This is a genomic window from Streptomyces sp. NPDC001515 (assembly GCF_053597115.1).
In genome coordinates this window covers 238,300-263,782 of sequence record NZ_JBSFHN010000004.1, presented here as the reverse complement: position 1 = coordinate 263,782, position 25,483 = coordinate 238,300, and the positions used below count along the sequence as shown (strand labels likewise).

Sequence of the window (25,483 nt, the reverse complement as noted above, 5' to 3'; positions counted from 1 at the left end):
GGGGTGGTCTCTCTTTCGCCCCACATCATGACATAATACTCGTTCCCTTTCCTCCGGCCGGCCCCCCCGGCCTCCCCCGGGGCGGCGGGGGGGGGGGCGGGCGCCCCGGCGCGGCCCGGGCCGCCCCGCCCCCACGACGTGAGGCAGTACCTTCCGTGACCACCACGATCGCGCTCGTCATCACCGCACTGGCCTTCGTTCTCGTCTGCGGAGCCAACGACGGTGCCTCGCTGCTGGCCATGGCCGTGCGCCACGGCAGCGGCTCCGCCGTTCCCGTCCTGCTGATGCTGACCGCCGCCGTCGCGCTCGGCCCAGCGCTCTTCGGGGTGCGGGTGGCCCGCACCTTCACCGACGGACTCGTCCCCGCCGACGCCGGACGTCCCGCGCTCGTCTTCCTGGCCGGAGCCACGGCCGCCGTCGGCCTCGTCGTGCTGCTCACCTGGCGGGGCATCCCCACCTCGATCACGCTGGCCGTCCTCGGCGCGCTGGCCGGCGCCGGCTCCGGGCTCGGCGAACGGCCGCAGTGGGCCCGGCTCGGCCTGGTGCTGGGGATCGCCGCGGCGGCCCCGCTGGCCGGCGCCGCCGCCGGTTTCGCCCTGGGCCGGGGCGCCCGCCGGATGCCGGCCACCCCCGGAATGCCGCGCCTGGTGCGCGGGGCGCACCTCGTCGCCTTCGGCTGCCAGTGCCTCGCCTACGCCGCCAACGACGGCCAGAAGATGTTCGCGGTCGCGGCCGTGGCGTCGGCCGGGCACGTCGCCGGGAGTCTGGACGCGCCACCGGGCCTCCTCCCGGCGCTCGCGGTGGCCCTCGTCTTCGCGGTGGGAGCGGTGCTCAGCCTGCGCCGGGTGTCCGGGGGAGCCTCCGTCCGGCTGCTGGCCGCCCGCCCCTGGCAGGTCGCCTCTGCCGAGATGGCCTCGTCGGCCACCGTCCTGTCCAGCGCCGCCCTGGGGGCTCCGGTGAGCATGACCCAGACGGTGATCGGCGGGCTGGTGGGCGCGGGGGCCAGCGAAGGGGGCCGGCGGGTCCGCTGGCAGTTCGCCGTCCCCCTCGTGACCGCCTGGGGTGTGACCCTGCCCGCCGCCTACGCGGCCGGCCTGCTGGCCGGCCTTCTCGTCCGGGGAGTGACCGCATGACCTTCCGCAGAATCGTCGACGACCTCACCGGCCGTTCGCACCACCAGCTGACCGACCTGCTCACCGCCCAACTGGACGCGGCGGTCGAGGGGGTGGGGCTGGCCTCCGCGATGTCCGACGGCACCCTCACCCCCGCCGAGGCGCGCGGTGCCATGGTGGAGGTCGAGCACCGGGGCGACACCGGACGGGCCCGGCTCGTCGCCGAACTCGCCGTCACCCTGACCACGCCGATCGACCGGGAGGACCTCTACCGCTTCTCCCGCAGCGTGGACGACGTGCTGGACAACCTCCGCGACCTGGTGCGCGAGACCGATCTGTACGGCGCCGAGGGGGACCCCGCCCACCTCCCCGCCCTGGCCGGGGTGGCGGAGGGCCTGACCATGCTGCGCGGCGCGGTCCAGGGGCTGGCCGACCGCCCGGGGGACGTGGACGCGGCCACCTCGGCGGCCCGCAAGGCGGCCGGACAGGTGCGCCGGCACTACCAGGTGGCGATGGCCGAACTGCTCCGGCAGGAGGTCGGCAACGACACCCTCACCCGGCGCGAACTGCTGCGCCGGCTGGACGTCGTGGGGCTGCGCCTGGGGGAGTCGGTGGCCGCGCTCTCGGACGCGATGCTGAAGCGGAGCCACTGATGCGGGGCAGCTGAAGCGGAGTCACTGAAGCGGAGCCACCGGGGCGGAGCCACTGAAGCGGAGCCACTGGGACGCGGACCCTGCGCGGCCCGCCTCAGTGGGCGGTCAGCGTCATCTCGAAGGAGTAGCGCGACGCCCGGTAGAGATGGGACCCGAACTCCACCGGGCGCCCCGCGTCGCCCAGGACCGTGCGCTCCATGGTGAGCAGCGTGCCGCCACGGCCCTCGTCGAGCAGACGGGCCTCGGACGCGGTGGCCTTGCGCGCCCCGATGGTCTGGCGGGCGGTGCGCAGGGAGACCCCGGCCCGCCGGAGCAGCTCGTAGAGCCCGCAGTCGGTGAGCTCCTCCTCGGTCAGCGTCAGCAGATCGGCCGGCAGGTGGTTGCGCAGGACGGCTATGGGCTCGTCGTCGGCGTAGCGCAGGCGGCTCAGCGCCAGGGTGGGCGTGCCGGGCTCGACGGCGAGGGCGGTGGCGACGGCTCCCGTGGCGGGCACCGTCTCCATCGACAGCACCTCGGTGCGCGGGCGTCGCTCGTCCCGCTTGAGGTCCTCGAACAGGCTGGTCAGCTCGACCTGCCTGCGGACGCGGTTGTTGACGACCTGGGTGCCCACGCCGCGCTTGCGCGCGAGGAGTCCCTTGTCGACGAGGTGCTGCATGGCCTGGCGCATCGTCGGGCGGGACAGGCCGAACTTGTCCGCCAGGGCGATCTCGTTCTCCAGCCGCGTGCCGGGCGCCAACGTGCCCGATTCGATGAGCTGTTGGAGCTGCTGCGCTACTTGGAAGTACAGCGGGACCGGACTGCTCCGGTCGATGCTGACCAGCCTGGTGATCGATTCCACGAGGACTCCTTGATGCGTAGTGCCAGGGCTTCAGTATGCCGCACACTTCGACTCAAGCTCAGTACGTATATATGTCAGAACAAACACTTGACCCGTTGTGAGTGCCGAGGATACAAATCAGGGACAGGCATCCACCCTCCTCGAACCGGAGGCATTTGCGCATGCGCATCGGACTCATCGGAACCGGCCGGATCGGCACGTTCCATGCCGAGACCCTGATCGGACTGCCCGCCGTGACGCGGGTCGTCCTCCACGACGCCCTCGCCCGCCAGGCCCACGAACTGGCCGTCAAACTCGGCGCCGACCACGCCCCCGGCCTCGACCAGCTGCTCGACTCCGGACTGGACGGCGTCGTGATCGCCGCCCCCACCGCCGCCCACGCGGATCTCGTCCGGGCCGCCGCCGGCGCCGGACTGCCGGTCTTCTGCGAGAAGCCGATCGCCGGCACGCTCGCGGACACCCGCACCCTGCTGGAGGAGCTGGACCGGGCCGGCGTCCCGCTCCAGGTCGGCTTCCAGCGCCGCTTCGACACCGGCTACGCCGCACTGCGGGACGCCGTCGCCTCCGGCGAACTGGGCTGGATCCACACCGTCCGGGCCTGCACCGCCGACCCCGCACCCCCACCGGCCGGCTATCTGCCCGCCTCCGGCGGGATCTTCCGCGACTGCGCCGTGCACGACTTCGACAGCGTGCGCTGGGTGACCGGCCGCGAGATCGTCGAGGTCAGCGCCACCGGCTCCAACCGGGGCGAGGCGTACTTCACCGAGGCCGGCGACGTCGACACCGCCGCCACCGTCCTCACGCTCGACGACGGCACCCTCGTGACGTGCACCGCCACCCGGTACAACGGCGCCGGCTACGACGTACGGATGGAGGTCGCCGGCTCCGCCGGGACGCTGGCCACGGGCCTCGACCCCCGCGCCCCCCTCCGCTTCACCGAGGGCGGACCACAGCCCGGACCGGTCGCCCACGACGGGTTCCTCAGCCGCTTCCGCGACGCGTACGTCGCCGAGCTGACCGCCTTCACCGAGGTGGCCGCGGGCCGCCGCCCCAGCCCCTGCACGGGTGACGACGCCCTGGCGGCCCTCCTGGTCGCCGAGGCCGCCGACCTCTCCTGCCGCACCGGGCGCCCCGTACGGGTCGAGGAGGCGGGCCGATGATCCGCGTGGCCGGAGCCCCCATCTCCTGGGGCGTGTGCGAAGTCCCCGGCTGGGGACACCAGATGGGACCGGGCCGGGTGCTGGAGGAGATGGCCGCCGCCGGCCTCGCCGCCACCGAGTTCGGGCCCGAGGGCTTTCTGCCGCAGGCCCCCGAGGCCCGCACCGCCCTGCTCGCCGAGCACGGGCTCACCGCCGTCGGCGGCTTCGTGCCCGTCGTCCTCCACGACCCCGGCGTCGACCCGCTGCCCGAGGTCCGGCGCGCCCTGGCCGGATTCGGGTCCGCCCGGACCCTGGTCCTGGCCGCCGCCACCGGATCCGACGGCTACGACGCCCGGCCCGAACTCACCGCACGGCAATGGGAAGCGCTGCTGGCCAACCTCGACCGGATCGCCGCCCACGCGGTGGAAGAGGGCGTCACCGCCACCCTGCACCCGCACATCGGCACCCTGGTCGAGGGCCCCGACGAGGTCGAACGCGTCCTCACCGGCAGCACCGTGCCCCTCTGCCTGGACACCGGCCACCTGCTGGCCGGCGGCTGCGACCCCGTGGACCTGGCCCGGCGCGCCGCCGACCGCATCGCCCACGTCCACCTCAAGGACGTCGACGCCGCCCTCGCCGAACGCGTCCGCGCCGGACGGACCACCTACACCGAAGCCGTCCGCACCGGCCTCTACCGGCCACTGGGCCGGGGCGACGTGGACATCGCCGCGATCACCGCCGCCCTGGACGCCGCCGGCTACACCGGCTGGTACGTGCTCGAACAGGACACCGTCCTCGACGCCGAACCGGCCCCCGGCGAAGGCCCGCTGGCCGACGTCCTCGCCTCGCTGGCACACCTGCGCGAGGTGACGGCGTGACGACGCGGGACGGCGCGCCCGAGGTGCTGGTCATGGGCCGGCTCGGGGTGGACCTCTACCCGCTCCAGCAGGGGGTGGGCCTCGCCGACGTCGAGACGTTCGGCAAACACCTGGGCGGCAGCGCGGCCAACGTGGCGGTCGCCGCCGCCCGGCACGGCCGCCGCACCGCCCTGATCAGCCGCACCGGGCAGGACCCCTTCGGGGACTACCTCCGGGCCGAACTGGTCCGTTACGGGGTCGACGCCGCCCGGGTCGCCCCGGTCGCCGGTCCCCCCACGCCCGTCACCTTCTGCGAGGTCTTTCCCCCCGACGACTTCCCGATCTGGTTCTACCGCCCGCCCGGCACCCCGGACCTGCGCATCCGCCCCGAGGACCTGGACCCGGACGAGGTGCGCGCGGCCGGACTGCTCTGGATCACCGGCACCGGACTCTCGGCCGAACCCAGCGCCTCGGCCCACCGCGCCGCCCTGGCGGCACGCGACCGGTCCGGGATCACCGTGCTCGACCTCGACCACCGTCCCGCGCTCTGGCCGTCCCCGCAGGACGCCGGGCCCGCGCTGCGGTCCGCGCTGGCCGGCGCCACCGTCGCCGTCGGCAACCTCGACGAGTGCGAGGCGGCCGTCGGCGAACGGGACCCGGAGGCCGCGGCGGACGCCCTGCTGGCCGCCGGGGTCGACCTGGCCGTGGTCAAACGAGGACCCGAGGGCGTGCTGGCACGCACCGCGCGGGAACGGGTCGTGGCCGCCCCGCACCCGGTCCGCGTCGTCAACGGCCTCGGAGCGGGCGACGCCTTCGGCGGAGCCCTCTGCCACGGCCTCCTGGCGGGCTGGCCCCTGGAGCGGACCGTCCGCTTCGCCAACGCCGCGGGCGCCTTCGTCGCGGGACGGCTCTTCTGCGCCCCCGACATGCCGACTACTCCCCAGGTGGAGGACATGATGGAACACGCCCGGACCCCCGAAGCGGCACCGCATGCGTGACGGAGCGCTGCACACCCTGATGGAGACCCGCGCCCGGCGGCCCGAGGCGATCCCGGAAGCCGCACGGCGGCGCCGCCGCCGCCCGATGATCGGGCCCACGGGCCGGCTGATGCTCGTGGCGGCCGACCACCCGGCCCGGGGCGCCCTCGCCGTCCGCGACCGGCCCGACGCCATGGCCAACCGCGCCGACCTCCTCGACCGGCTGCTGACCGCGCTGGAACGCCCGGGTGTGGACGGGGTGCTCGGCACCCCCGACGTCCTGGAGGACCTGCTGCTGCTCGGCGCCCTGGAGAACAAGGTGGTCATCGGGTCGATGAACCGGGGCGGTGTGCCCGGCACCGTCTTCGAGATGGACGACCGGTTCACCGCGTACGACGCGGAGGCCATCGCCGCGATGGGCTTCGACGCGGGGAAGATGCTCCTGCGCATCGACCCGTCCGACCCGGCCACCGCCTCGACCCTGGCCGGCTGCGCGGACGCCGTCTCCTCCCTGGCCGACCACAGGCTCACGGCGCTCGTCGAGCCGTTCTGGGTCAGGCGCGGAGCGGACGGCCGGGCGGTCAACGACCTGCGGCCCGAGGCCATGATCCGGGCCCTGGCCATCGCCCAGGGGCTCGGCCGCACCTCCGCCTACACCTGGCTGAAGGTGCCCGTGGTCGACCACATGGAAGCGGTCATGGAGGCGTCGACCCTCCCCGCGCTCCTCCTCGGCGGAGACCCCCCGGGCACCCCCGAGGAGACGTACGCCGCCTGGGAGAAGGCGCTCCGGCTCCCCACCGTGCGCGGCCTGGTCGCGGGCCGCTCGCTGCTCTACCCGCCCGACGACGACGTGGCCGCGGCGGTGGACACCGCCGTCGGCCTGCTGTGAGAGGAGACGCCATGGACGGCCATCAGGTCGCGGGGAGCACCGCGCACGGCCCGTGGACCGTGGACACCGGCATGCGGCACACCGGCCTCCGGGTGCTGGAACTCCCGCCCGGCGGCTCGCAGTCCTTCGCCACCGGGGAACGCGAGGCGGTCGTGGTGCCGCTGAGCGGTTCCTGCGTGGTGCGCTGCGGGGCGGGAAGCGCCGAACTGGCGGGGCGCACCGACGTCTTCGCCGGGGTCACCGACTTCGCGTACGTGCCCCGGCGCGGCGAAGCCGTCGTCAGCAGCGCGTCGGGGGGCCGCTTCGCGGTGGCGAGCGGCACCGCGCGGCGGGACCTGCCGTTCCGCCGCGGACCCGCCGAGGAGGTGCCGGTCGAGACGCGCGGCACGGGCTCCTGCCGCCGGCAGGTCAACAACCTGGCGAGCGCGGACGGCTTCGCGTGCGACCGGCTGATCGTGGTGGAGGTCCTCACCCCGGACGGCAACTGGTCCAGCCACCCCCCGCACAAGCACGACGAGCACACCGCCGACGAGTCGGAGCTGGAGGAGATCTACTACTTCGAGATCGGGCGCGGCGGCTTCGGCCAGCACCGCCTCGGCGGCAGTGCGCCCGGCCCCGCCGGGGAGACCGCCGAGGTCCGCACCGGCGACGTGGTGCTGGTCCCGCGCGGCTGGCACGGCCCCTCCGCCGCGCTCCCCGGCTATCCGATGTACTACCTCAACGTGATGGCCGGCCCGCACGACGAGCGCGCCTGGCGCATCACCGACGACCCGGCGCACGCCTGGGTCCGTGACACCTGGGCCGCCTCCCCGGCGGCCACCCCCTCCGCGGAAGGAGCGGCATGATCCGGCTCACCGTCGCCCAGGCACTGGTCCGCTTCCTCGTCGCCCAGCACACCGAACGCGACGGCGTCGAACGCCGCCTGTTCGCCGGCTGCTTCGGCATCTTCGGCCACGGCAACGTGGCGGGCATGGGCCAGGCCCTCTGGGAGAACCGCGACCTGACGTACTACCAGGCGCGCAACGAACAGGCCATGGTGCACACCGCCGCCGCCTACGCCCGGATGACCGACCGGCTCTCGACGTTCGCCTGCACCGCCTCCGTCGGACCCGGGTCCACCAACATGATCACCGCCGCGGCCGGCGCCACCATCAACCGGCTGCCCGTGCTGCTCCTGCCCGGGGACACCTTCGCCACGCGCGTCGCCGAACCGGTGCTCCAGCAGCTGGAGGCGCCCTGGGCGGGCGATGTGAGCGTCAACGACGCCTTCCGGCCCGTCTCCCGGTACTTCGACCGCGTCGTCCGCCCCGAACAGCTCGTCGGCGCCGCCCTGGCGGCCGTGCGCACGCTTACCGATCCGGCGGACACCGGCGCGGTGACCCTCGCGCTGCCCCAGGACGTGCAGGCGGAGGCCCACGACTGGCCGGAGGAGTTCCTGGCCCACCGGGTCTGGCGGATCGACCGGCCGGTCCCGCAGCCCGGGGTGCTCGCGGACGCGGTGCGCCTGATCCGCGCGGCCCGCCGCCCCCTCGTCGTGGCCGGGGGCGGAGTCGTCTACGCGGGCGCCACCGAGGCCCTGGACGCCTTCGCCCGCGCCACCGGAATCCCGGTCGCGGAGACCCAGGCCGGCAAGGGAGCCCTCCGGTACGGCCACCCCTGCGCCGTCGGCGCCGTCGGGCACACGGGCACGACGGCGGCCGACGCGCTGGCCCGGGAGGCCGATCTGGTGATTGGCGTCGGCACCCGCTACAGCGACTTCACGACCGCCTCGCACACCCAGTTCGCCGACCCCGGCGTCCGCTTCCTCAACATCAACGTCGCCCGGCTGGACGCCGTCAAGCACGCCGGACTGGCCATGGTCGCGGACGCCCGGACCGCGCTGGAGGCGCTGACCGACGCCCTCGCGGACTGGGAGGTCCCCCCGGAGCGCCGCGCCCGCACGGCCGCCCTCGTGCGGGACTGGGACGCCGTCGTGGACGCCGCCCACCACCGGGGCCACACGCCGAAACCCGCGCAGACCGAGGTGGTCGGTGCCGTCAACGAGGCGGCGGGCGAGGACGGCGTGGTGGTCTGCGCCGCCGGATCGCTCCCCGGCGACCTGCACCGGCTCTGGCGGCCGGCCGATCCGAAGCAGTACCACGTCGAGTACGGGTACTCCTGCATGGGCTACGAGATCGCCGGGGGCCTCGGGGTGAAGCTCGCCGCTCCGGAGCGCGAGGTCTTCGTCCTGGTGGGCGACGGTTCCTATCTGATGATGGCCCAGGAACTGCTGACGGCCGTCTCCGAAGGGGTCAAACTCGTCGTCGTCCTCGTCCAGAACCACGGCTTCGCCTCGATCGGCGCGCTCTCCGAGACCGTCGGAGCACCCCGCTTCGGCACCTGGTACCGCTACCGCGACACGGGGACCGGCGCGCTGGACGGCGACCGGCTGCCCGTCGATCTGGCGGCGAACGCGGCGAGCCTGGGCGCGGACGTCCTGCGGGTGACCACGATCGGGGAACTGCGGGACGCCCTCCGCGACGCACGGGCCTGCGACCGGAGCACGGTGATCCACATCGAGACGGACCCGCTGGCACCCTCCCCGTCCTCCGGGGCGTGGTGGGACGTGCCGGTCGCCGAGGTGTCGCGGGCGCCGGAGACCGAGGCGGCCCGGGAGGCGTACACGAAGGCCAAGTCCGGCCAGCGGCCCTACCTCTGAGGGGTGCGGGCGCTGCGGGCCAGGGAGTGCGTGCCGGGCGTCGCCGAGCGGGCGGGACGTTCACCACACGCCCTACACGGCTCGCAGCGCCCGGGGCCCGTCCGGACCGGGGCGGTCGCCCACGAGCGCCGGCAGTTCCGTGAGCGCGGTGATCTGGACGTCCGCGCTCTCCCGTACGTCGGGGTGCTCCGCCCACCAGTGGCCGTACGGGCCCCGGCGCAGATGGGCGGCGAGAAGGCCGCAGGACCGGGCCGGGAACAGGTCGTCCGCCGGGTGGTCGCCCACGTACAGCGTCGCGGAGGGGGCGGCCCCCGAGACCTCCAGGACGCGGGCGAAGAACTCCGGATCCGGTTTGGCGACGCCCCATTCCTCCGAGGTGACGACGAGGTCCGCCGGCAGGTCGAGGGCGCGCAGCAGGTCCCCCGCACGGGCCGTGCCGTTGCCGGCGACGACCACGCGCACGCCCAGGGAGCGGAGTTCGGCCAGGGCCGGGCGGACGTCGGGGTAGAGGTCGGACTCGTCCAGGTACTCCCCGCGGCCGGCCGCCGCCCTGGCCCGGGCGGCCTCCGCGACGTCCATGCCGGGGCGCAGCAGCCCCAGCGCGTCGGCCCCGTCGCCGCCCCGGACGACCGAGGCGCCGACCAGGGCGCTCAGCGTGTGCGGCGGGACGCCGAGCCAGTCGGCCCAGGACGCCCAGTAGCGGTCGTCGCGGACGAGGGTCTCACCGATGTCGAAGACGATCGTTTCCATCACCGGACCGACCCTACGGCTCCGCCGCCGCCGAACGCCCGAGGCGCCAGGGGGCGCGGTGACGCGTGGGCCGTACGGCCGAGGGGCCGTGGCGGGGAACCCGGGGGCGCGGCCCGCGCGTTCCGCGACACCGGGGGCACCCGGCCCGGCGCCGGTACCGCGCGTTCCGCAACGCCGACGCCGCGCGATTCGGGTAACGCCGACGACGCCCCGCCCGGCCCCCCATGACCTGCGGCGAGATCCGGCCCGTCACCGGACGACTACCCGCTCGTATGCTCGGTTCATGACCGATCCCCAGCGCGGACGCCCCACGACCAACTCCATGCGACGTGCCCTCAAGCGTGCCAGAGACGGTGTCGCCCTCGACGCGGCCGAGGCCGCCGTCCTGCTCCAGGCGCGCGGCGACGATCTGACGGATCTCACCGCGTCGGCCGCCCGGGTCCGCGACGCGGGCCTGGAAGCGGCGGGCCGGCCCGGCGTCATCACCTACTCCCGCAAGGTCTTCATCCCGCTGACGCGGCTCTGCCGCGACACGTGCCACTACTGCACCTTCGTCACCGTGCCCGGCAAACTGCGGCGCGCGGGCCACGGGATGTTCCTGTCGCCCGACGAGGTCCTGGAGATCGCGCGCCAGGGTGCGGCGATGGGGTGCAAGGAGGCGCTGTTCACGCTCGGGGACCGGCCGGAGGACCGCTGGCCGGAGGCGCGGGAGTGGCTGGAGGCGGAGGGGTACGACGACACCCTCGCGTACGTCCGGGCCATGGCGATCCGGGTCCTGGAGGAGACCGGGCTGCTGCCGCACCTCAACCCCGGGGTGCTGACGTGGACCGACCTCCAGCGGCTGAAGCCCGTCGCCCCGTCCATGGGCATGATGCTGGAGACGACGGCGACCCGGCTGTGGTCCGAGCCGGGCGGGCCGCACTACGGCTCACCGGACAAGGAGCCCGCCGTGCGGCTGCGGGTGCTTGAGGACGCGGGGCGGTCCAACGTCCCGTTCACCACCGGCGTCCTGATCGGGATCGGCGAGACGTACGAGGAGCGCGCCGACGCCCTCTTCGAACTGCGCCGCACCGCCCGCGCCTACCACGGCATCCAGGAAGTCATCGTGCAGAACTTCCGGGCCAAGCCGGACACGGCGATGCGGGCCATGCCGGACGCGGAGCTGGAGGAGCTGGCGGCGGCCATCGCGGTGGCCCGGCACATCCTCGGGCCGTCCGCCCGCATCCAGGCCCCGCCGAACCTGGTGGACTCGGAGTACGCGCTGATCGTCGGCGCGGGCATCGACGACTGGGGCGGGGTCTCGCCGCTCACCCCCGACCATGTGAACCCCGAGCGCCCCTGGCCCCACATCGATGAACTCGCGTCCCGGACGGCCGAGTCCGGCTTCGCACTGCGCGAACGCCTGACCATCTACCCGGAGTTCATCCAGCGGGGCGAGCCCTGGCTCGACCCGCGCCTGCTCCCGCACGTCCGCGCCCTCGCCGACCCGGAGACCGGGCTCGCGAAGGAGGGCGCGATCCCCGTCGGCCTGCCCTGGCAGGAGCCGGACGAGGAGTTCGGCGCCTCCGGCCGCACCGATCTGCACCGCACCATCGACACCGAGGGCCGCACGGGCGACCGCCGCGAGGACTTCGACGAGGTGTACGGGGACTGGGAGGCGCTGCGCGAGGCGGCGGCGCCCGGCATGGTGCCGTCCCGGATCGACGGCGACGTCAGGGCCGCGCTGAGCCGGGCCGCCGACGACCCGACCCGGCTCACCGACGACCAGGCGCTCACCCTGCTCCACGCGGACGGGCCGGCGCTGGACGAGCTGTGCCGGATCGCGGACACGCTGCGCCGGGACGTGGTCGGCGACGACGTCACGTACATCGTCACGCGCAACATCAACTTCACCAATGTCTGCTACACGGGCTGCCGCTTCTGCGCCTTCGCTCAGCGGCGCACCGACGCCGACGCGTACACCCTCTCCCTGGACCAGGTCGCCGACCGGGCCGCGCAGGCGTGGGACGTCGGCGCGGTGGAGGTCTGCATGCAGGGCGGCATCCACCCGGACCTGCCCGGCACGGCGTACTTCGACATCGCGCGGGCGGTGAAGGAGCGCGTGCCCGGCATCCACGTCCACGCGTTCTCCCCGATGGAGGTCGTCAACGGGGCCACCCGCACCGGCCTGTCCATCCGCGACTGGCTCCTCGCCGCGAAGGAGGCCGGGCTCGGCTCGATCCCCGGGACGGCGGCGGAGATCCTGGACGACGAGGTCCGCTGGGTCCTCACCAAGGGCAAACTCCCCACCGCGACGTGGCTGGAGGTCGTCAGGACCGCCCACGAGGTGGGCCTGCGCTCCTCGTCCACGATGATGTACGGCCATGTCGACCAGCCCCGCCACTGGCTCGGCCATCTGCGCACCCTGGCCGCCCTCCAGCAGGAGACCGGCGGCTTCACGGAGTTCGTGACCCTCCCCTTCATCCACACCAACGCCCCCGTCTACCTCGCCGGCATCGCCCGCCCCGGCCCCACCGACCGCGACAACCGCGCCGTCACCGCCATGGCCCGCCTCCTCCTCCACCCCCACATCACCAACATCCAGACCAGCTGGGTCAAGCTCGGCACCGAGGGCGCCGCCGAAATGCTCCGCTCCGGCGCCAACGACCTGGGCGGCACCCTCATGGAGGAGACCATCTCCCGCATGGCCGGCTCCGGTTACGGCTCCTACCGCTCCGTCCAGGACCTCATTGCCATCGCCGACCTCGCCGGCCGCCCGGCGAAGCCCCGGACGACCCTCTACGGCGAAGTCCCCGAGGAACGCGTCGCGGCGGCGACGGCCTCCGACGGCCACCTCCCGGAACTGCTGCCGGTGCTGCCGCAGTAGGTGCCGCGCCCCGTCCCGTTCGCCGCCTCCTTCACTCACCCGGGTGAAGGAGGCGGCGAACGCCCGTGACGCGACAGGCTCCGGCATATGCTCCCGGCATGAACCGGCCCGGGGTGCGCAGGACGCGCCCCGGGGCTCGATCCGCCGGAGGAATCCGCATGGTCAGCTCGCCCCACGAGGCGATGCACCGCATCTTTCAGGAGTACCCGGGACTCTTCTCCCGCGTATCGGAGTTATTGGGCCTCACCCTCGCCACCCCCACCTCCGTCTCGGTCATACCGACCGACCTCACCGAGAACCGCCCGTTGGAACGACGCGTGGACACCTTGCTGCGGTTTGACGCGAAGGGCGGTGAGTCCTTCCTCCTGGCTGTCGAGGCCCAGGGGAAGAGGGACGAGGACAAGCCCGCGAGCTGGGCGTACTACCTCTCGTACCTGTACACGAAGTACCGGACCCCGCCGCTCCTGCTGGTCGTGTGCCAGGACAGGAGGACTGCCGAGTGGGCGTCCCGGGCGGTCCCCATCGGGCCCCGTCAGTGGCCGGCGCTCACCCTGCGCCCCCTGGTGGCGGGCCCGCACAACATGCCGGTGATCACCGACGTGGCCGAGGCCCGCAAGGACCTCGTCCTGACCACGCTGGCCGCGATCACACACGCGGCCGATCCGGACATCGGTGCCATACTGAAGACGCTCTCGACCGCTCTGCGAGACACACCTGAAGTCATCGCCGATCCCCTCGTCGAACTCACCGCACAGGGCCTGGGCACCCGCCCGGCCGCGCAACAGTGGAGGAACCTGGTGGCCGTGGACCTCTCCTTCTACAAGTCCGCCCTCTCCGAGGAGATCCGCGACGAGGGCCGTTCGGAAGGCCGTTCGGAGGGCCGTGTCGAAGGCATGGCCCAGAGCATCCTGCTCCTGCTCGCCCACGCGGGTGTCGACGTCCCGGACGCGGCCCGGGAGCGGATCATGTCCTGTGCGGACATCGACACCCTCAACCGCTGGCTTCTGCGGGCCCCGACGGCCGCGTCCGTGGAGGACGTCTTCGTCGGGGACGCGGCGTCCGAAGGCTGAGGGGCCCGGGGGCGGTCAGCCCACCAGGAGGTCGCTCTTCAGGGCGCGGAGGGTCTTGGCGTCGAGGCCGAGGGCCTCCTTCTCGTAGGTGGTGAAGGAGCCGAAGGCCCGGGAGACCTCGTCGAAACCGGAGTTGAGGTAGGCGGGGCGCACGTCGAGCAGCGGCTTGTACGCCGCGGCCTGGGCCGCCGGCATCGCGGCGAGTGCCGCCGCGTTCGCCTCGGCGCGGTAGTCGTTGGAGGCCAGGTAGTCCGCCATGACGGTGGAGCGCGGCACGCCGAGCGCGGTGAGCAGGGCGGCGTTGGCCCAGCCGGTGCGGTCCTTGCCGGCCGTGCAGTGGAAGACGACGGCGCGGGAGCGGTCGTCGCCCAGACCGGCGAAGACGGTGCGGTACGCGGCCTTCGCGGAAGCGCCGCTGACCATGAACTTCTCGCCGTCGGCCATCATGGTCTCGGCCTCGGCCGCCGTGGACGGCATGGCCGTGAAGGTCGGGGAGCCCGCCAGAACGTCCGCGACGACGGGCTTGGCACCCGCCGGGACGCGGTCGGGGGCGGCCGTGCGCTCGGACTCCGTGCGCAGGTCGAAGACCGTACGGATGGAGAGCCGCCGCAGCTTCGCCAGATCGGCCGGCGTCAGCCGGTCCAGCGCGTCGGAGCGGTAGACCTCGCCCATCTTCACCCAGTGCCCGTCCGTGGTGCGGTAGCCGCCCGCGTCCCGGAAATTGACCGCCCCCTCCAGCCGGATCAGCCGGTCGGCCAGGTGCAGCGCACCGCCGTGCGCGGGCACCAGGTCGAACCACTGCCGGTCCGAGGCGGGCAGCCCGCGGACGGTCACGCGCCCCGTCGCGCCGCCCGAGGCGACCGTACGCCCGCCCGCCCGCACGGTCACGTGCCGTACGCCGGGGGCCTTCCACTCCACCGTGTAGGAGCCGTCGTCCCGCGCGGTCACCGTGGCCGCCGTGAAGGGGATGCGGCCGTGCGAGGCGGCGGGGGAGTGCGGGGCGGCGGTCGCGGCCGTCGGGGCCGCGAGGCCGGCCAGGAGGGCGGCGGCCAGGGCGAGGGAGGAGGCCCTGACACGAGTCATCTGCGTCATGGAGCGATGCTCGAAGGGGCGCGTGTGGACGGGCCGAACCACGTGTGAACGGGGCGCGAAGCCATGGGCAACAGCACGGGCGCCGGCCGCGCCGAAGGCCCCCCGCACCCCCTCAAAGACGACCCTGGGGACGTCCGTCCACATTCCTACGCGTACCCGCTCCGCCCCCTCAACCGCGCGTCCCTGTTCGATTACAGTGCTGCGCAGCCAGCGCGCGGCCGGTGCGCCGGCGCGGCGGACGTACTCGGAACCGGACGACGGGGAGGCGCACGGTGGGCTCAGCGGGTGCGGCCGTCTGGGGGCGCGCGGAGCAGCAGGACTTCCGCAGCCGGGTACGGGGGACGCTGCTCGGCGGCGCGGTCGGGGACGCGCTCGGGGCGGGGGTCGGCGGGCTGACGCTGGAGGAGATCCGGGAGGCCCACGGCCCGGACGCCGTGAGCGACTTCGGGTCCGCGCACGGGGCCAGGGGCTCGGTCACGGCGGTCACCCAGCTCACCCTGTTCACCGTCGACGGGCTGATCCGCGCCCAGGTGCGCCGCGACACCGGCGCCTGGCATCCGCCCACCGATGTGCACCAGGCCCATCTGCGCTGGGCGGCCACCCAGCACGACTGGGGGCCCGACGAGCGGCGCAAGGACAACGGCTGGCTGGCCGGGCAGGAGTGGCTGTACAGCAGGCGCGCACCCACCCGGGAGTGCCTGAACGGCTTCGGCGACACCGTCATGGGCACCCTGGACCAGCCCAAGCACCCCGCCGCCCACGACTCCGCCGCCCTCACCCGCTCCGCGCCCTTCGGGCTGCTGGTCGGCTGGGAGGCGCAGCTCGTCTTCCAACTGGCCGTCGAGTGCGCCGCGCAGACCCACGGACACCCCACCGCGCTGCTGGCCTCCGGCGCCCTCGCCGTCGTCGTGCACGGCCTGGCCCGGGGCGAGACCCTCGACGGTTCCGTGCAGCACGCGCTCGGGCTGCTCGCCGAGCGGCCCGGCCACGAGCCCGTCACCGAGGCGCTCCAGCAGGCGCTGGGCCTGGTCCGCCAGGGCATCCCCGGCCCCGCGCTCATCGAGTCGCTGGGCACCGAGGACTCCGCCGAGACGGTCCTGGCCATCGCGGTGTACTGCGCGCTCGTCGGTGAGGACGTCCGGCACGGCCTCAGGCTGGCGGTGAACCACGGCGGACCGTCCTCCGCCACGGCGTCCCTGTGCGGGGCGCTGCTCGGCGCCCTGCACGGCGAGACCGCCCTGCCCCCGGCCTGGCTCGCGGAACTGGAGGGACGCGCCACGCTCCTGGAACTCGCGGACGACTTCGCGATGGAGATGACCCAGGGGGCTGCCCTGCACAGCCCCTCCGCCGCCGCCCCGGCCTGGCTGGCCCGCTACCCGCGCGGCTGACGGGGGTACGCGCGGCGGGGGCGTCCCCGTACGCGTACCCCCGCCGCTCAGTCCTTGACCGTGCGCGCCGTCCCCGTCGCTCAGTCCTTCACCGTGCGGGCCGTCTCCGCCGCGTCCGGGCCGCCCTGGGCCGGGACGGCGGCGGCCGCGCCGGTGGCCGGGGGCTCGCCGACCGCGTTGATCCGCTCGATGATCGCGTCGCGTTCCGGGGTGTCCTCCGGCTTGATCAGGCCGACCAGGACGTAGAGGACGAGCGAGATCGCCAGGGGCAGGGCCACCTGGTACTGGAGCGCCACATCCGTCTTCACCGAACCGTCCAGTTCGTAGTTGGTGAAGTAGAAGGCCAGCAGACCCGCCGCCCAGCTGGTGAGGGCCGCCGTCGGACCGGACTTCCGGAAGCTGCGGAGCAGCCCCAGCATGAACGGGATCGCGATCGGGCCCATGAGACCGGCGACCCACTTGATGACGACCGAGATGATGTCCTTGAACGTCGGGGAGTTGATCTGCGTCGCCAGGGCCATGGACAGCCCCAGGAAGCCGAGCGTCGACAGCCGGGCGGCCAGCAGCCCGGCGCGGTTGCTCCAGTCGCGGGCGGCCTTGGAGAAGACCGGCGCGATGTCCCGGGTGAAGACCGCGGAGATCGCGTTGGCGTCCGAGGAGCACATCGCCATGGTGTGCGAGAAGAACCCGACGACGACCAGGCCCAGCAGACCGTGCGGCAGCAACTGCTCGGTCATCAGCGCGTAGCTGTCGGAGGCGTCCGGCTTCTGCGCGTCGACCAGCAGCGGGGCGCACCACATCGGGAAGAAAAGGACCGTCGGCCAGACCAGCCAGAGCACGGCGGAGAGCCGGGCGGAGCGGGTCGCGGAGGCGGCGCTGTCCGTGGCCATGTAGCGCTGGGCCTGGTTCCACATGCCGCCGTTGTACTCGAAGGTCTTGATGAACAGGTACGCCAGCAGGAAGGTCGTGGTGTACGGTCCGGCCGTCGGGTCCGCATGGCCCTCGGGCAGCTTGTCCCAGACCGTCCACAGGGTGCTGAAGCCGTCGAGCTCGCTCATCGCGGTGACGAGCATCGCCAGTCCGGCGAGGAGCTGGATGACGAACTGGCCTAGCTCGGTGAGCGCGTCCGCCCACAGTCCGCCGACCGTGCAGTAGACGGCGGTGATGAGGCCGGTGATGAAGATGCCCTGGGTGAGCGAGATGCCGGTGAAGACGGACAGCAGAGTGGCGATGGCCGCCCATTTGGCGCCGACGTCCACGATCTTCAGCAGCAGGCCGGACCAGGCGAGCGCCTGCTGGGTGGGGACGTTGTAGCGGTTCTTGAGGTATTCGAGCGGCGAGGCGACGTGCAGCCGCGAGCGCAGCCGGTTGAGCCGGGGCGCGAAGAGCTGGGCGCCGATGCCGATGCCGATGGCGATCGGCAGTGACCAGGTCACGAACGACGTGACGCCGTACTGGTAGGCGATGCCGGCGTATCCGGTGAACATGACCGCGCTGTAGCCGGACATGTGGTGCGAGATGCCGGACAGCCACCACGGCATCTTGCCGCCCGCGGTGAAGAAGTCGCTGACGTTGTCGACACGTTTGTGGGACCAGAGCCCGATCGCGATCATCACGCCGAAGTAGCCGATGAGCACGACCCAGTCGAGACTGTTCATGTGCCCCCTCCTGGGGTCCGCCTTGTGAACGGGGACGCACTTCGTCAGTACGACCGCTCAGCGGGGCCCCCGTGCGGGAGCGGGGACATCGGGGATTGAACCGTCTGCCCGGGGCCTCGGTCAAGAGATCCATCGGTCAGAGATGTGAACCGCGATCAGCAAGACGAACGATTTTACGCTTTCTTGACCCTCGGGGGCGTTGTCGTGAACGTGACGGGAGCCACACGATGAGCGGGCACTTCGTCAGGCTGCCCGAGAACGCCGATGACACAGAGAAGGGCACGGAGAAGACCGCACGGGATGCGGGTCCCGTGCGGTCGAGAAGGAGGGGAGGCGCCGCTGTCGAACCGGGGTCAGCGCATCAGCTCGCCCGCGTTGACCAGCAGGGACTGCCCGGTGATCGCCCTCGACCGGTCGGAGGCCAGGAAGACGACGGCCTCCGCCACGTCCCCGTCCGTGGCCAGGTCCGGAAGCGCCATGCGCTCCGTCAGCCTCCCCAGCACCTCGGCCTCGGGCACGCCCTCGGTGTGCGCGGTGAACCGGACGTACGCCTCCACCGGAGGCCCCCACATCCATCCGGGCAGCACCGTGTTCACCCGGATCCGGTGCGGGCCGAACTCCTGGGCCATCGAGTACACCGCCGAGGTCAGCGCCCCCTTGGATGCCGCGTACGCCGCCTGCCGCACCTGCGTCGGCGCGGCCACCGCCGACTGCGTCCCGATCACGACGACCGAACCGCCCCGCTCCTTGAGCGCCGGCAGGCAGGCCCGGGTCATCCGCAGGGTGCCGAGAAGGTTCACGTCCACGACCCCCTTCCAGGTGTCCAGGTCCGCGTCCTCGACGCCCCCGAAGTAGCTGTCCCAGGCCGCCACGTGGACCACCGCGTCGATCCGCCCGAACCGCTCGGCCGCCAGCGCCGCCAGCGCCTCGCACTGGGCCGCCTCCGTGATGTCGGTCGCCCGGTACGCGGTCTGCCGCCCCGAAGGGTCGATCTCCTGGGCCGACTTCACCAGATTCGCCTCGGTGCGCGCCCCGAGGACCGCGTTGCCGCCGTCCCGGACGACCGCCGCCGCGATCCGATGGCCGAGTCCGGCGCCGACCCCCGACACGACGACGGTCTTCCCCGTGAGCAACATCGGTGCCTCCCGGCTCTGGCAGTTCTTCTGACGGGGCGTCAGAGTAGGTCCCTCCGGCGGAGGACGGAAGGGGAACGAACGTCATGGGCGAAGGAACGCGCAGCGACACGTACGCCGAGCTGGCCGCGCGGGGGCCGTACGGGGTGCACCCCGGGCACGCGCTGATCACCCTGGTGGAACCGCACCCGGGCCACGAGTACGCGTACAACCGCTGGTACGAGGACGACCACTACTACGCGGGCGCGATGGCGATGCCCTGGATGTTCGCCGGGCGCCGCTGGGTCGCCACCCGTGAACTCCAGGAGCTGCGCTACCCGCAGGAGTCCGCGATCGCTCGGCCGGTCGGCGCCGGCTGCTACCTGTCCACGTACTGGGTGACGGACGGGCGCTACGACGAGCACATGAAGTGGACCGTCGCCATCAACAAGCGGCTGAACCGGGACGGGCGGGTCTACCAGGACCGCACCCATGTCTTCACCGCGTTCCAGGACCACGAGGCGACGGTCTACCGCGACGGGGCCGCCGGGCCGCGCGACTACCACGCGCTCGACCACCCGTACCGGGGACTGGTGCTGGAGGTGATCGACGCGGAAGGGCCCGAGCAGCGGGCCGACCTGCTGGAGTGGCTGCGCTGCCGGCATCTGCCGAAGCGGCTGCACGGTTCGCCCGCCGCGATGGTCACCGTCTTCCGCCCGACCCCGCTGCCGGGGGACCGGATGACCTATGTGAAGCAGGTCGAGGGCGTCGACACCCGGCTGACACTGCTCTGGTTCCTCCAGGAGGACCCGAGGGCATGCTGGGCGGAGCATTTCGCCGGGCTCGACGCGGTGGTGGCGGAAGGGGGGCTGGGGCGGGTGGAACTGGTCGCGCCGTTCATCCCGACCGTGCCGGGCACGGACCGGTATGTGGATCAGCTGCGCTGAATCCGGTCACCCTCGGGGGGCGAGGGGGTGAGGGGTTCCCGGGATGCGGAAAGCCCCCTCGGCCAGGACGGCGGGCCGGACGAGAGGGCTGCCGACAGCACTGGGATCAGTGCGGCGTCGTTCCTTCGGGAAGGCATCGGTCAGGCGTCGACGGCGTCCTTGGCGACCTCGCGCACGAACGCGTTCCAGCTGCCGGGGACGAAGGTGAGCGAGGGGCCCTCGGGCGCCTTCGAGTCACGCACGGCGATGGCCTGCACAAGGGGGGACCTGACCTCGACGCAGGCGCCGTTGCCCCCGGAATAGGACGACTTCGTCCAGTTGTCCGTAGCACCCTGACGAATAGCCATGTTCACTCCGGTTCGAAGAGTTGGTGTGAGCGCCAGCGGAATTCCGTTGGCGTGATCGACGCTACTCGCCAAACTCTGTGAGTGAAGGGGCCGTTCACTCGACCGGATGGTATGCACCAGGCAACTCTTCCGCTGCGAGGTGGCGACGGTGTACCGTGCCGTCGCCCCACTCGTAACATCGTTCATTCCGTGCATACCGGACTTTGGGGGCCGGTCGGTTTACGCGGCCGGCCGGAGGGAAATCACTCCACGCCCGCGCGGGTGTACTCCTTCGCGATGCCGTCGATGAAATCCCGCGTCTGTTCCGCATTCAGCGCCTGGGCGCGCAGGTGCTCGTACATGACGCTGTAGCGCTGGACGTCGTTGCCCTTTTCCAGGTACAGGTCGCTGGTGACGCCCTCGATATAGACGACACTGGAATCCGCGGCGTCCGGGAATTCGAGAATGGCGTACTGCCCGTTGATGCCCGGGTGGGCGCCCATGTCGAACGGCAGGACCTGGACCGTCACATGCGGCAGGTGCGACAGCTCCACCAGGTGTTCCAACTGCTCGATCATCACCTGCTTGCTGCCGACCCGCCGGCGCAGCGCGGACTCGTCGATGACCGCCCAGAGCCGCAGCGGGTTCTCGGGCGCGCTGATCCGGTCCTGGCGGCGCAGCCGGACGCTGACGCGCTTGTCGATGTCGGACTGCGGGGCCTCCGGCAGCGCGCCCTTGATCACGGCCTCGGCGTACTGCCGGGTCTGGAGCAGCCCCGGAACGATCTGCGGTTCGTACACCCGCAGCGAGTCCGCGTCGGTCTCCAACCCGATGTAGACGCTGTACGGGATGTCGCCGAAGGCGTGCCACCAGCCCTGCTGGCGGGAGTCCTTGGCCATCTGCATGAGCGAGTCGACGACGCGGTGGTCCGCGACCTCGTACACCCCGCAGAGATCGCGGACGTCGCGCTGGCTGATCGAACGGCGGCCGTTCTCCAGGCGGCTGATCTTGGACTGCGAGACGAGCAGGCGCTCGGCGACCTCCTCGGCCGTCATGCCCTTGATCTCGCGCAGTCTGCGCAGTTCCTGACCCAGCCGGCGTCGTCGGACGGTGGGATTGACGTTGGACGGCACGGAAACGGCACCTCCGCCTGTGTAGCTGTGCGTATCTACTGCTGAGCAGATTGCCACCACCGGCCCCGGCCGCGCTGGGAAACGGCCACACACAGCGACGCGGGGCAGCCGGTGGTACCGGCTGCCCCGCGCTTGGTGCGGCTCCCGAACCGGGTCTTTGGGGACGGCGGCGCGGCGGTATGCGGTTGGTGCTGGTGGTGCGTGCTGACCGGTCCTCAGTGGACCGCGGTGTGGGCCATGCTGTCGCGGCGTGACTGCGACTGCACTTGCTGGTGCAACGGAACACCGGCCGCCTGGTTGCGACGCGGCTGCGCGACCGCCCCGTTCTGGACGTCCATCACGGCGTGCGCCACGAGACCGCCCATCGGGTCGTGCCGGATCAGGTCCCGGAGCCGGGAGCGCGAGGAGCGCCCCTCGTTCCCGGGGTACAGGTGCTTGCCGAGACCGACCGCGTGGGCCAGCGCGGCGAGCGCCGCGGTCCGCGGGTCCGGCGGTACACCGGTGCGGATCGCACTGTCCAGCCGGGCCCTGATGTCCCGGCTGATCGCCGTGTCCGTCGCCTGGTAGCGAGTCGTCGGCAGCACTCCGCACATCTGGCCCGCCACGGCATGCACCATGCCGCACCGCTCCAGATGAGCGAGGTAAATCTGGCGGAGCCCCAGCCGGGGTCCGCCGATCCAGTGGACGGCCCGAACCGGGCTGCCGCGCCTGCGCAGCAGTTCCAGTGCGGAGTCCAGGGTCGGATCTCCTGTCGGCCGTGGCATCACCACGGCGATACGATCCCCATCAGGGGCTATCCGTCCTGCCAGAGCCAGCTCTACTAGCTGCGCCCCGGCAAGGCCGAGGTCGAGCGACTGCGGCTGCGCTGTGGTACCCGTGGCCGGGTCCAGAGCGAGCAGCAGAAGCTCCTCCGGAATTGTTCTGCGGCTCCTGCCCATCCATGCCTCCCCGCGTGGATGAATGACAGGGTGACCCCTCTCACATCTGTCTGTCGAGAGTGCCTGGGCGCTATGTACGGGAACCAGTAGGTATGTCGTTCTCGTCTAGCAGCTCGCACAGGGGTTCACACGGGACACTGGTAGATGGTTCGGACAGCGCGGGGATGTCCCCGCGCCGCATGGAGGAGGCATCGGTGGCGGGCGAGTCCCCCGACAAGTCGGAGCAGCGGAAGTCGTCGGGAACGACTCGGAGCGAGGCCGATCCGCGTCTTGCCGTCTTCCATGAACCCGCCTCTCCGGCGGAGACCGGAGAGCGCGAGGACACGGCCACGGCCGTCTTCCGCACCCCGAGCCGGGAGGAGCTGGACGGCCGGGAGGAGTCCGGTGGGTCCGGTGAGCCTGGTGGGTCAGGTGAGCCCGGTGGGTCCGAGGAGTCGGACGCCGTCGGGGCCGCGGATGGTTCCGCGCGTGCCGATGGTTCCGGGGACGGTGTGAAGGGCTCGGAGGGCTCGGCAGGGGCCGACGACGCCGTGGACGGGGCCGGGGGTGACGAGGGGGCCGCTGAGGCCGCTGAGGGCTCTGAGGGCGCCGCCAAGGGGTCGGAGACCGAGAAGCCGGAGCCGTTGGAGGGGTCGGAGCAGCCGGAGCGGCGGGAGGACGGCGACGCACGGCTGCGTGCGGCCGTCGCCGCGTGGGTGTCCACGGACGCGGACGCGGACGGTGAGGCGCGGGCGGAGGCTGCGGAGGCCGGTGATCCGGACGCCGCTGCCGCGCAGGCCGCTGACGCCGTCGCGAAAAACGCCGACGCCGACACCGACACGCGGGCCGGTGACGCGGGGGCGGACACGGACGCCGACCAGGCCGTGAAGCCCGCCGCGAAGGCCCCCGAGGCCGAGGAGAAGGCCGAGCCCGCCGACGCTCCGGAGGCGGACGCAGAGCGGGCAGCCCAGGCGGACGCGGCGGCCGGGACGAAGACCGAGCTCAAGCCGGACGCCGAGCCGGACGCGAACCCCAAGCCCAAGCCCGACGCCAAGCCCGAGGCCGGGACCGCCCCCGCCCCCAAGGCCGAGCCGGAGGCCGGGACCGGCTCCGAGGCGGGCTCCGAGGCGGGCGCCGAGGCGGGCGCCGGGCCCGACGCGGAAACCGGCCCCGGGCCCCGCGTCCCCCGTACCCGCGAGGAGACACCCGAGAAGGCCGCCGACCGGGCCCCCGAGAAGCAGGCCGAGAAGACGGCCGGGCAGACGCCCGAGAAGGCCCCCGCCGGGGAAACCACCGGGATCGACCAGGCGACGGCGGTGTTCAAGACGCCCCGGCTGCCCCGGGTCGACCAGCCGACGACGGCGCTCAAGATCACCCCGCCGCCGGCGAAGGCGGCGGGCGCGGGTGAGCAGGCGGAGCCGGCGGCCGAGCGGACCAGCCGGTTCGTCCCGCTGCGCTCCGACGACGTGCGCCCGGCCCCGGCCCCCGCCCCCCGTACCCCCGAGGCCCCCGCGCCCGCCCCCGGTGGCGCCGGGCAGCAGCCGCCCGCCGCCTCGCTCAGCGGCGCCGAGCGGACCCGGCAGCAGCCGATGCCGCCGCGCCCCCCGCTGGACCTGCTGGCCGAGCTGACGAACACCCCGCCGCCGCCGGACACCCCGGTGCGGACGGCCGTGCGCCGGGTCAAGATCTGGACCCCGCTGGTCCTCCTGCTGCTCCTCGTGTTTGCGATCGTGCAGATGGTGCGCCCGCTGCCGGATCCGGTGCTCACGATGACGGCGGAGTCGTCGTACACGTTCAAGGGCGGCGACCTGAAGCTCTCCTGGCCCGAGCAGGGCCAGTCGGCCGTCACCGTGGACGGGGTCGGCACGATGGGCTCCTCCGGGGCGCAGAAGCCGGCGCCGATCGCCAGCGTCGCCAAGATCATGACGGCGTACGTGGTGCTGAAGGACCACCCCCTCACCGGCAAGGAGGAGGGCGAGCAGATCACCGTCGACCAGCAGGCCGAGGACGAGTCCAAGCTGGGCGACGAGTCGACCGCGCCGATCAGCAAGGGCCAGCAGTTCTCCGAGAAGGAACTGCTCCAGTTGCTGATGATCCCCTCGGGCAACAACGCGGCGCGGCTCTTCGCCCGCTGGGACTCGTCCGAGACCGAGTTCGTGGCGAAGATGAACGCCGCGGCCAAGGAACTCGGCATGACCCGCACCACGTACACGGACCCGAGCGGCCTGAAGAAGACGACCGTGTCCACCGCCGAGGACCAGCTGAAACTGGCCAAGGCCGTCATGCGGAACGACGTGTTCCGGGAGATCGTCGACACCCCGCAGATCAAGATCGACGGCATCGACACGACGATCTACAACAACAACACGATCCTGCTGGAGCCCGGCGTCAGCGGCATCAAGACCGGCTCCTCCACCCCGGCCGGCGGCAACCTCGTCTGGTCGGCCAACACGGTCGTGGACGGCAAGAAGCTCTGGATCTACGGTGCGGTCATGGGGCAGCAGGCGGGCACCGGGCAGCCGTACGACAGCCTGGTCATGTCGCTGAACAACAGCCTCAAGCTGATCAAGGGGGCGCAGAAGGCGGTCGTCTCCGCCGAGGTCGTGAAGAAGGGCGACGTCGTCGGGTACGTGGACGACGGCTTCGGCGGCCGGACGCCGCTGGTCGCCACGGCCGGCCTGAAGGCGAAGGGCTGGCAGGGCCTCAAGGTCGAACTGTCCGTGACGGACGACGGCAAGGGGATCTCGCGCAGCATGAAGGCGGGGACGAAGGTCGGCGTCGTGACCGTGGGGACCGGGACCGGCCGGGTCAGTGCCCCGGTCGCCCTCCAGCAGGACATGAAGGACCCGACCTTCGGCCAGAAGCTGAGCCGCCTCGGCTGACCTTCTTCCGGAGGCCGGGCCGCCTCGGCCGACCCGCTCTTCGGCCGGCAGCCGGGCCTCCTCGGTCGGCCTTCGGCCAGGAGCCGGGCCCCCTCGGCCGACGTGGTGAGGAGGGCCCGTGAGGTGCGGCACCTCACGGGCCCTTTTCGGGCAGGGTGCGGACGGTGCGTGCTAGCGTC

21 protein-coding genes are annotated in these 25,483 nt (G+C 72.8%); 13 read left to right on the top strand and 8 right to left on the bottom strand.

The features are described from left to right. The first annotated feature begins 155 nt into the window (after window positions 1-155). The gene (locus ACWCXC_RS07740) at window positions 156-1,133 is read left to right on the top strand and encodes an anion permease (protein WP_450681637.1); all 978 of its coding nucleotides are present in this window, start codon (window positions 156-158) and stop codon (window positions 1,131-1,133) included. Continuing rightward, window positions 1,130-1,765 (top strand): DUF47 domain-containing protein, encoded by a 636-nt coding sequence (locus ACWCXC_RS07735; RefSeq protein ID WP_385112087.1) that lies wholly within the window; start codon window positions 1,130-1,132, stop codon window positions 1,763-1,765. Before ACWCXC_RS07740 ends, ACWCXC_RS07735 begins: the two co-directional genes overlap by 4 nt. Before the next feature lie 94 nt (window positions 1,766-1,859). Here the strand turns inward: ACWCXC_RS07735 and ACWCXC_RS07730 are convergent, their stop codons facing one another. Next, window positions 1,860-2,603 carry a GntR family transcriptional regulator gene (locus tag ACWCXC_RS07730; RefSeq protein ID WP_450887259.1) on the bottom strand — a complete coding sequence of 248 codons (744 nt, stop codon included), beginning with the start codon at window positions 2,601-2,603 and terminating at the stop codon, window positions 1,860-1,862. A gap of 161 nt (window positions 2,604-2,764) precedes the next feature. Between ACWCXC_RS07730 and ACWCXC_RS07725 the strand changes: the two genes are divergently transcribed. Genes ACWCXC_RS07725 through iolD form a run of 6 tightly spaced genes read left to right on the top strand, consistent with a single transcriptional unit; the run spans window position 2,765 to window position 9,163 of the window. Next, the gene (locus ACWCXC_RS07725; RefSeq protein WP_450887257.1) at window positions 2,765-3,763 is read left to right on the top strand and encodes a Gfo/Idh/MocA family protein; all 999 of its coding nucleotides are present in this window, start codon (window positions 2,765-2,767) and stop codon (window positions 3,761-3,763) included. Further along, the gene (locus ACWCXC_RS07720) at window positions 3,760-4,620 is read left to right on the top strand and encodes a TIM barrel protein (RefSeq protein ID WP_450887255.1); all 861 of its coding nucleotides are present in this window, start codon (window positions 3,760-3,762) and stop codon (window positions 4,618-4,620) included. Before ACWCXC_RS07725 ends, ACWCXC_RS07720 begins: the two co-directional genes overlap by 4 nt. A gap of 23 nt (window positions 4,621-4,643) precedes the next feature. Beyond that, window positions 4,644-5,597: a 5-dehydro-2-deoxygluconokinase gene (gene iolC / locus ACWCXC_RS07715; protein ID WP_450887277.1), complete on the top strand. Its 954-nt coding sequence runs from the start codon at window positions 4,644-4,646 to the stop codon at window positions 5,595-5,597. Next, window positions 5,590-6,465 (top strand): Cgl0159 family (beta/alpha)8-fold protein, encoded by an 876-nt coding sequence (locus ACWCXC_RS07710; protein ID WP_450681641.1) that lies wholly within the window; start codon window positions 5,590-5,592, stop codon window positions 6,463-6,465. Before iolC ends, ACWCXC_RS07710 begins: the two co-directional genes overlap by 8 nt. 11 nt (window positions 6,466-6,476) lie before the next feature. Continuing rightward, entirely contained in the window at window positions 6,477-7,310 is an 834-nt protein-coding gene (gene iolB, locus ACWCXC_RS07705) for a 5-deoxy-glucuronate isomerase (protein ID WP_450887253.1), read from the top strand. Then, a complete protein-coding gene (gene iolD / locus ACWCXC_RS07700; protein WP_450887251.1) occupies window positions 7,307-9,163 on the top strand; it encodes a 3D-(3,5/4)-trihydroxycyclohexane-1,2-dione acylhydrolase (decyclizing) in 1,857 nt (618 codons plus the stop codon). The genes iolB and iolD overlap by 4 nt, the downstream gene beginning before the upstream one ends. Window positions 9,164-9,235: 72 nt before the next feature. Here the strand turns inward: iolD and ACWCXC_RS07695 are convergent, their stop codons facing one another. Then, window positions 9,236-9,913 carry an HAD family hydrolase gene (locus ACWCXC_RS07695; RefSeq protein ID WP_450887275.1) on the bottom strand — a complete coding sequence of 226 codons (678 nt, stop codon included), beginning with the start codon at window positions 9,911-9,913 and terminating at the stop codon, window positions 9,236-9,238. Between the two features lie 283 nt (window positions 9,914-10,196). Between ACWCXC_RS07695 and ACWCXC_RS07690 the strand changes: the two genes are divergently transcribed. Together ACWCXC_RS07690 and ACWCXC_RS07685 are read left to right on the top strand one after the other, a co-directional pair. Next, window positions 10,197-12,779 (top strand): bifunctional FO biosynthesis protein CofGH, encoded by a 2,583-nt coding sequence (locus ACWCXC_RS07690; RefSeq protein ID WP_450681644.1) that lies wholly within the window; start codon window positions 10,197-10,199, stop codon window positions 12,777-12,779. A gap of 158 nt (window positions 12,780-12,937) precedes the next feature. Then, a complete protein-coding gene (locus tag ACWCXC_RS07685; protein ID WP_450887248.1) occupies window positions 12,938-13,849 on the top strand; it encodes a hypothetical protein in 912 nt (303 codons plus the stop codon). Window positions 13,850-13,864: 15 nt separating this feature from the next. Here ACWCXC_RS07685 and ACWCXC_RS07680 read toward each other — a convergent pair whose 3' ends face one another. Beyond that, a complete protein-coding gene (locus ACWCXC_RS07680) occupies window positions 13,865-14,941 on the bottom strand; it encodes a tyrosine-protein phosphatase (RefSeq protein ID WP_450887246.1) in 1,077 nt (358 codons plus the stop codon). A gap of 272 nt (window positions 14,942-15,213) precedes the next feature. Between ACWCXC_RS07680 and ACWCXC_RS07675 the strand changes: the two genes are divergently transcribed. After that, window positions 15,214-16,329, top strand: coding sequence for an ADP-ribosylglycohydrolase family protein (locus ACWCXC_RS07675; RefSeq protein ID WP_450887244.1), 1,116 nt, complete (start codon window positions 15,214-15,216; stop codon window positions 16,327-16,329). Between the two features lie 80 nt (window positions 16,330-16,409). Here ACWCXC_RS07675 and ACWCXC_RS07670 read toward each other — a convergent pair whose 3' ends face one another. Further along, window positions 16,410-17,987, bottom strand: coding sequence for a sodium:solute symporter family protein (locus tag ACWCXC_RS07670; RefSeq protein WP_450887242.1), 1,578 nt, complete (start codon window positions 17,985-17,987; stop codon window positions 16,410-16,412). Between the two features lie 353 nt (window positions 17,988-18,340). Further along, on the bottom strand, window positions 18,341-19,123 hold the full coding sequence (locus ACWCXC_RS07665; RefSeq protein WP_450887240.1) for an SDR family oxidoreductase: 783 nt from the start codon (window positions 19,121-19,123) through the stop codon (window positions 18,341-18,343). Window positions 19,124-19,206: 83 nt separating this feature from the next. Between ACWCXC_RS07665 and ACWCXC_RS07660 the strand changes: the two genes are divergently transcribed. Further along, window positions 19,207-20,046, top strand: coding sequence for a hypothetical protein (locus ACWCXC_RS07660; RefSeq protein ID WP_450887238.1), 840 nt, complete (start codon window positions 19,207-19,209; stop codon window positions 20,044-20,046). A 140-nt stretch (window positions 20,047-20,186) separates the two neighbouring features. Here ACWCXC_RS07660 and ACWCXC_RS07655 read toward each other — a convergent pair whose 3' ends face one another. From ACWCXC_RS07655 to ACWCXC_RS07645, 3 genes are all read right to left on the bottom strand, one after another. Further along, window positions 20,187-20,393 carry a DUF397 domain-containing protein gene (locus tag ACWCXC_RS07655; protein WP_450681651.1) on the bottom strand — a complete coding sequence of 69 codons (207 nt, stop codon included), beginning with the start codon at window positions 20,391-20,393 and terminating at the stop codon, window positions 20,187-20,189. A gap of 242 nt (window positions 20,394-20,635) precedes the next feature. After that, window positions 20,636-21,505: a helix-turn-helix domain-containing protein gene (locus ACWCXC_RS07650; protein WP_450681652.1), complete on the bottom strand. Its 870-nt coding sequence runs from the start codon at window positions 21,503-21,505 to the stop codon at window positions 20,636-20,638. Window positions 21,506-21,720: 215 nt separating this feature from the next. Then, window positions 21,721-22,443 carry a GOLPH3/VPS74 family protein gene (locus ACWCXC_RS07645; protein WP_450681653.1) on the bottom strand — a complete coding sequence of 241 codons (723 nt, stop codon included), beginning with the start codon at window positions 22,441-22,443 and terminating at the stop codon, window positions 21,721-21,723. Between the two features lie 164 nt (window positions 22,444-22,607). Here ACWCXC_RS07645 and ACWCXC_RS07640 point away from each other — a divergent pair, with 164 nt between their 5' ends. Beyond that, window positions 22,608-25,304: a serine hydrolase gene (locus tag ACWCXC_RS07640; RefSeq protein WP_450887235.1), complete on the top strand. Its 2,697-nt coding sequence runs from the start codon at window positions 22,608-22,610 to the stop codon at window positions 25,302-25,304. The last annotated feature ends 179 nt before the right edge of the window (window positions 25,305-25,483 follow it).

Excerpts from the sequence above, each read along its gene's own strand:
- ACWCXC_RS07690 (WP_450681644.1), top strand. The coding sequence starts at position 10,197 with ATGACCGATCCCCAGCGCGGACGCCCCACGACCAACTCCATGCGACGT.
- iolB (WP_450887253.1), top strand. The coding sequence starts at position 6,477 with ATGGACGGCCATCAGGTCGCGGGGAGCACCGCGCACGGCCCGTGGACC.
- ACWCXC_RS07640 (WP_450887235.1), top strand. The coding sequence starts at position 22,608 with ATGTCCCCGCGCCGCATGGAGGAGGCATCGGTGGCGGGCGAGTCCCCC.
- ACWCXC_RS07710 (WP_450681641.1), top strand. The coding sequence starts at position 5,590 with ATGCGTGACGGAGCGCTGCACACCCTGATGGAGACCCGCGCCCGGCGG.
- iolD (WP_450887251.1), top strand. The coding sequence starts at position 7,307 with ATGATCCGGCTCACCGTCGCCCAGGCACTGGTCCGCTTCCTCGTCGCC.
- ACWCXC_RS07685 (WP_450887248.1), top strand. The coding sequence starts at position 12,938 with ATGGTCAGCTCGCCCCACGAGGCGATGCACCGCATCTTTCAGGAGTAC.
- ACWCXC_RS07665 (WP_450887240.1), bottom strand. The coding sequence starts at position 19,123 with ATGTTGCTCACGGGGAAGACCGTCGTCGTGTCGGGGGTCGGCGCCGGA.
- ACWCXC_RS07725 (WP_450887257.1), top strand. The coding sequence starts at position 2,765 with ATGCGCATCGGACTCATCGGAACCGGCCGGATCGGCACGTTCCATGCC.
- ACWCXC_RS07735 (WP_385112087.1), top strand. The coding sequence starts at position 1,130 with ATGACCTTCCGCAGAATCGTCGACGACCTCACCGGCCGTTCGCACCAC.
- ACWCXC_RS07680 (WP_450887246.1), bottom strand. The coding sequence starts at position 14,941 with ATGACGCAGATGACTCGTGTCAGGGCCTCCTCCCTCGCCCTGGCCGCC.
- ACWCXC_RS07645 (WP_450681653.1), bottom strand. The coding sequence starts at position 22,443 with ATGGGCAGGAGCCGCAGAACAATTCCGGAGGAGCTTCTGCTGCTCGCT.
- ACWCXC_RS07695 (WP_450887275.1), bottom strand. The coding sequence starts at position 9,913 with ATGGAAACGATCGTCTTCGACATCGGTGAGACCCTCGTCCGCGACGAC.
- ACWCXC_RS07655 (WP_450681651.1), bottom strand. The coding sequence starts at position 20,393 with ATGGCTATTCGTCAGGGTGCTACGGACAACTGGACGAAGTCGTCCTAT.
- ACWCXC_RS07670 (WP_450887242.1), bottom strand. The coding sequence starts at position 17,987 with ATGAACAGTCTCGACTGGGTCGTGCTCATCGGCTACTTCGGCGTGATG.
- ACWCXC_RS07660 (WP_450887238.1), top strand. The coding sequence starts at position 19,207 with ATGGGCGAAGGAACGCGCAGCGACACGTACGCCGAGCTGGCCGCGCGG.
- ACWCXC_RS07720 (WP_450887255.1), top strand. The coding sequence starts at position 3,760 with ATGATCCGCGTGGCCGGAGCCCCCATCTCCTGGGGCGTGTGCGAAGTC.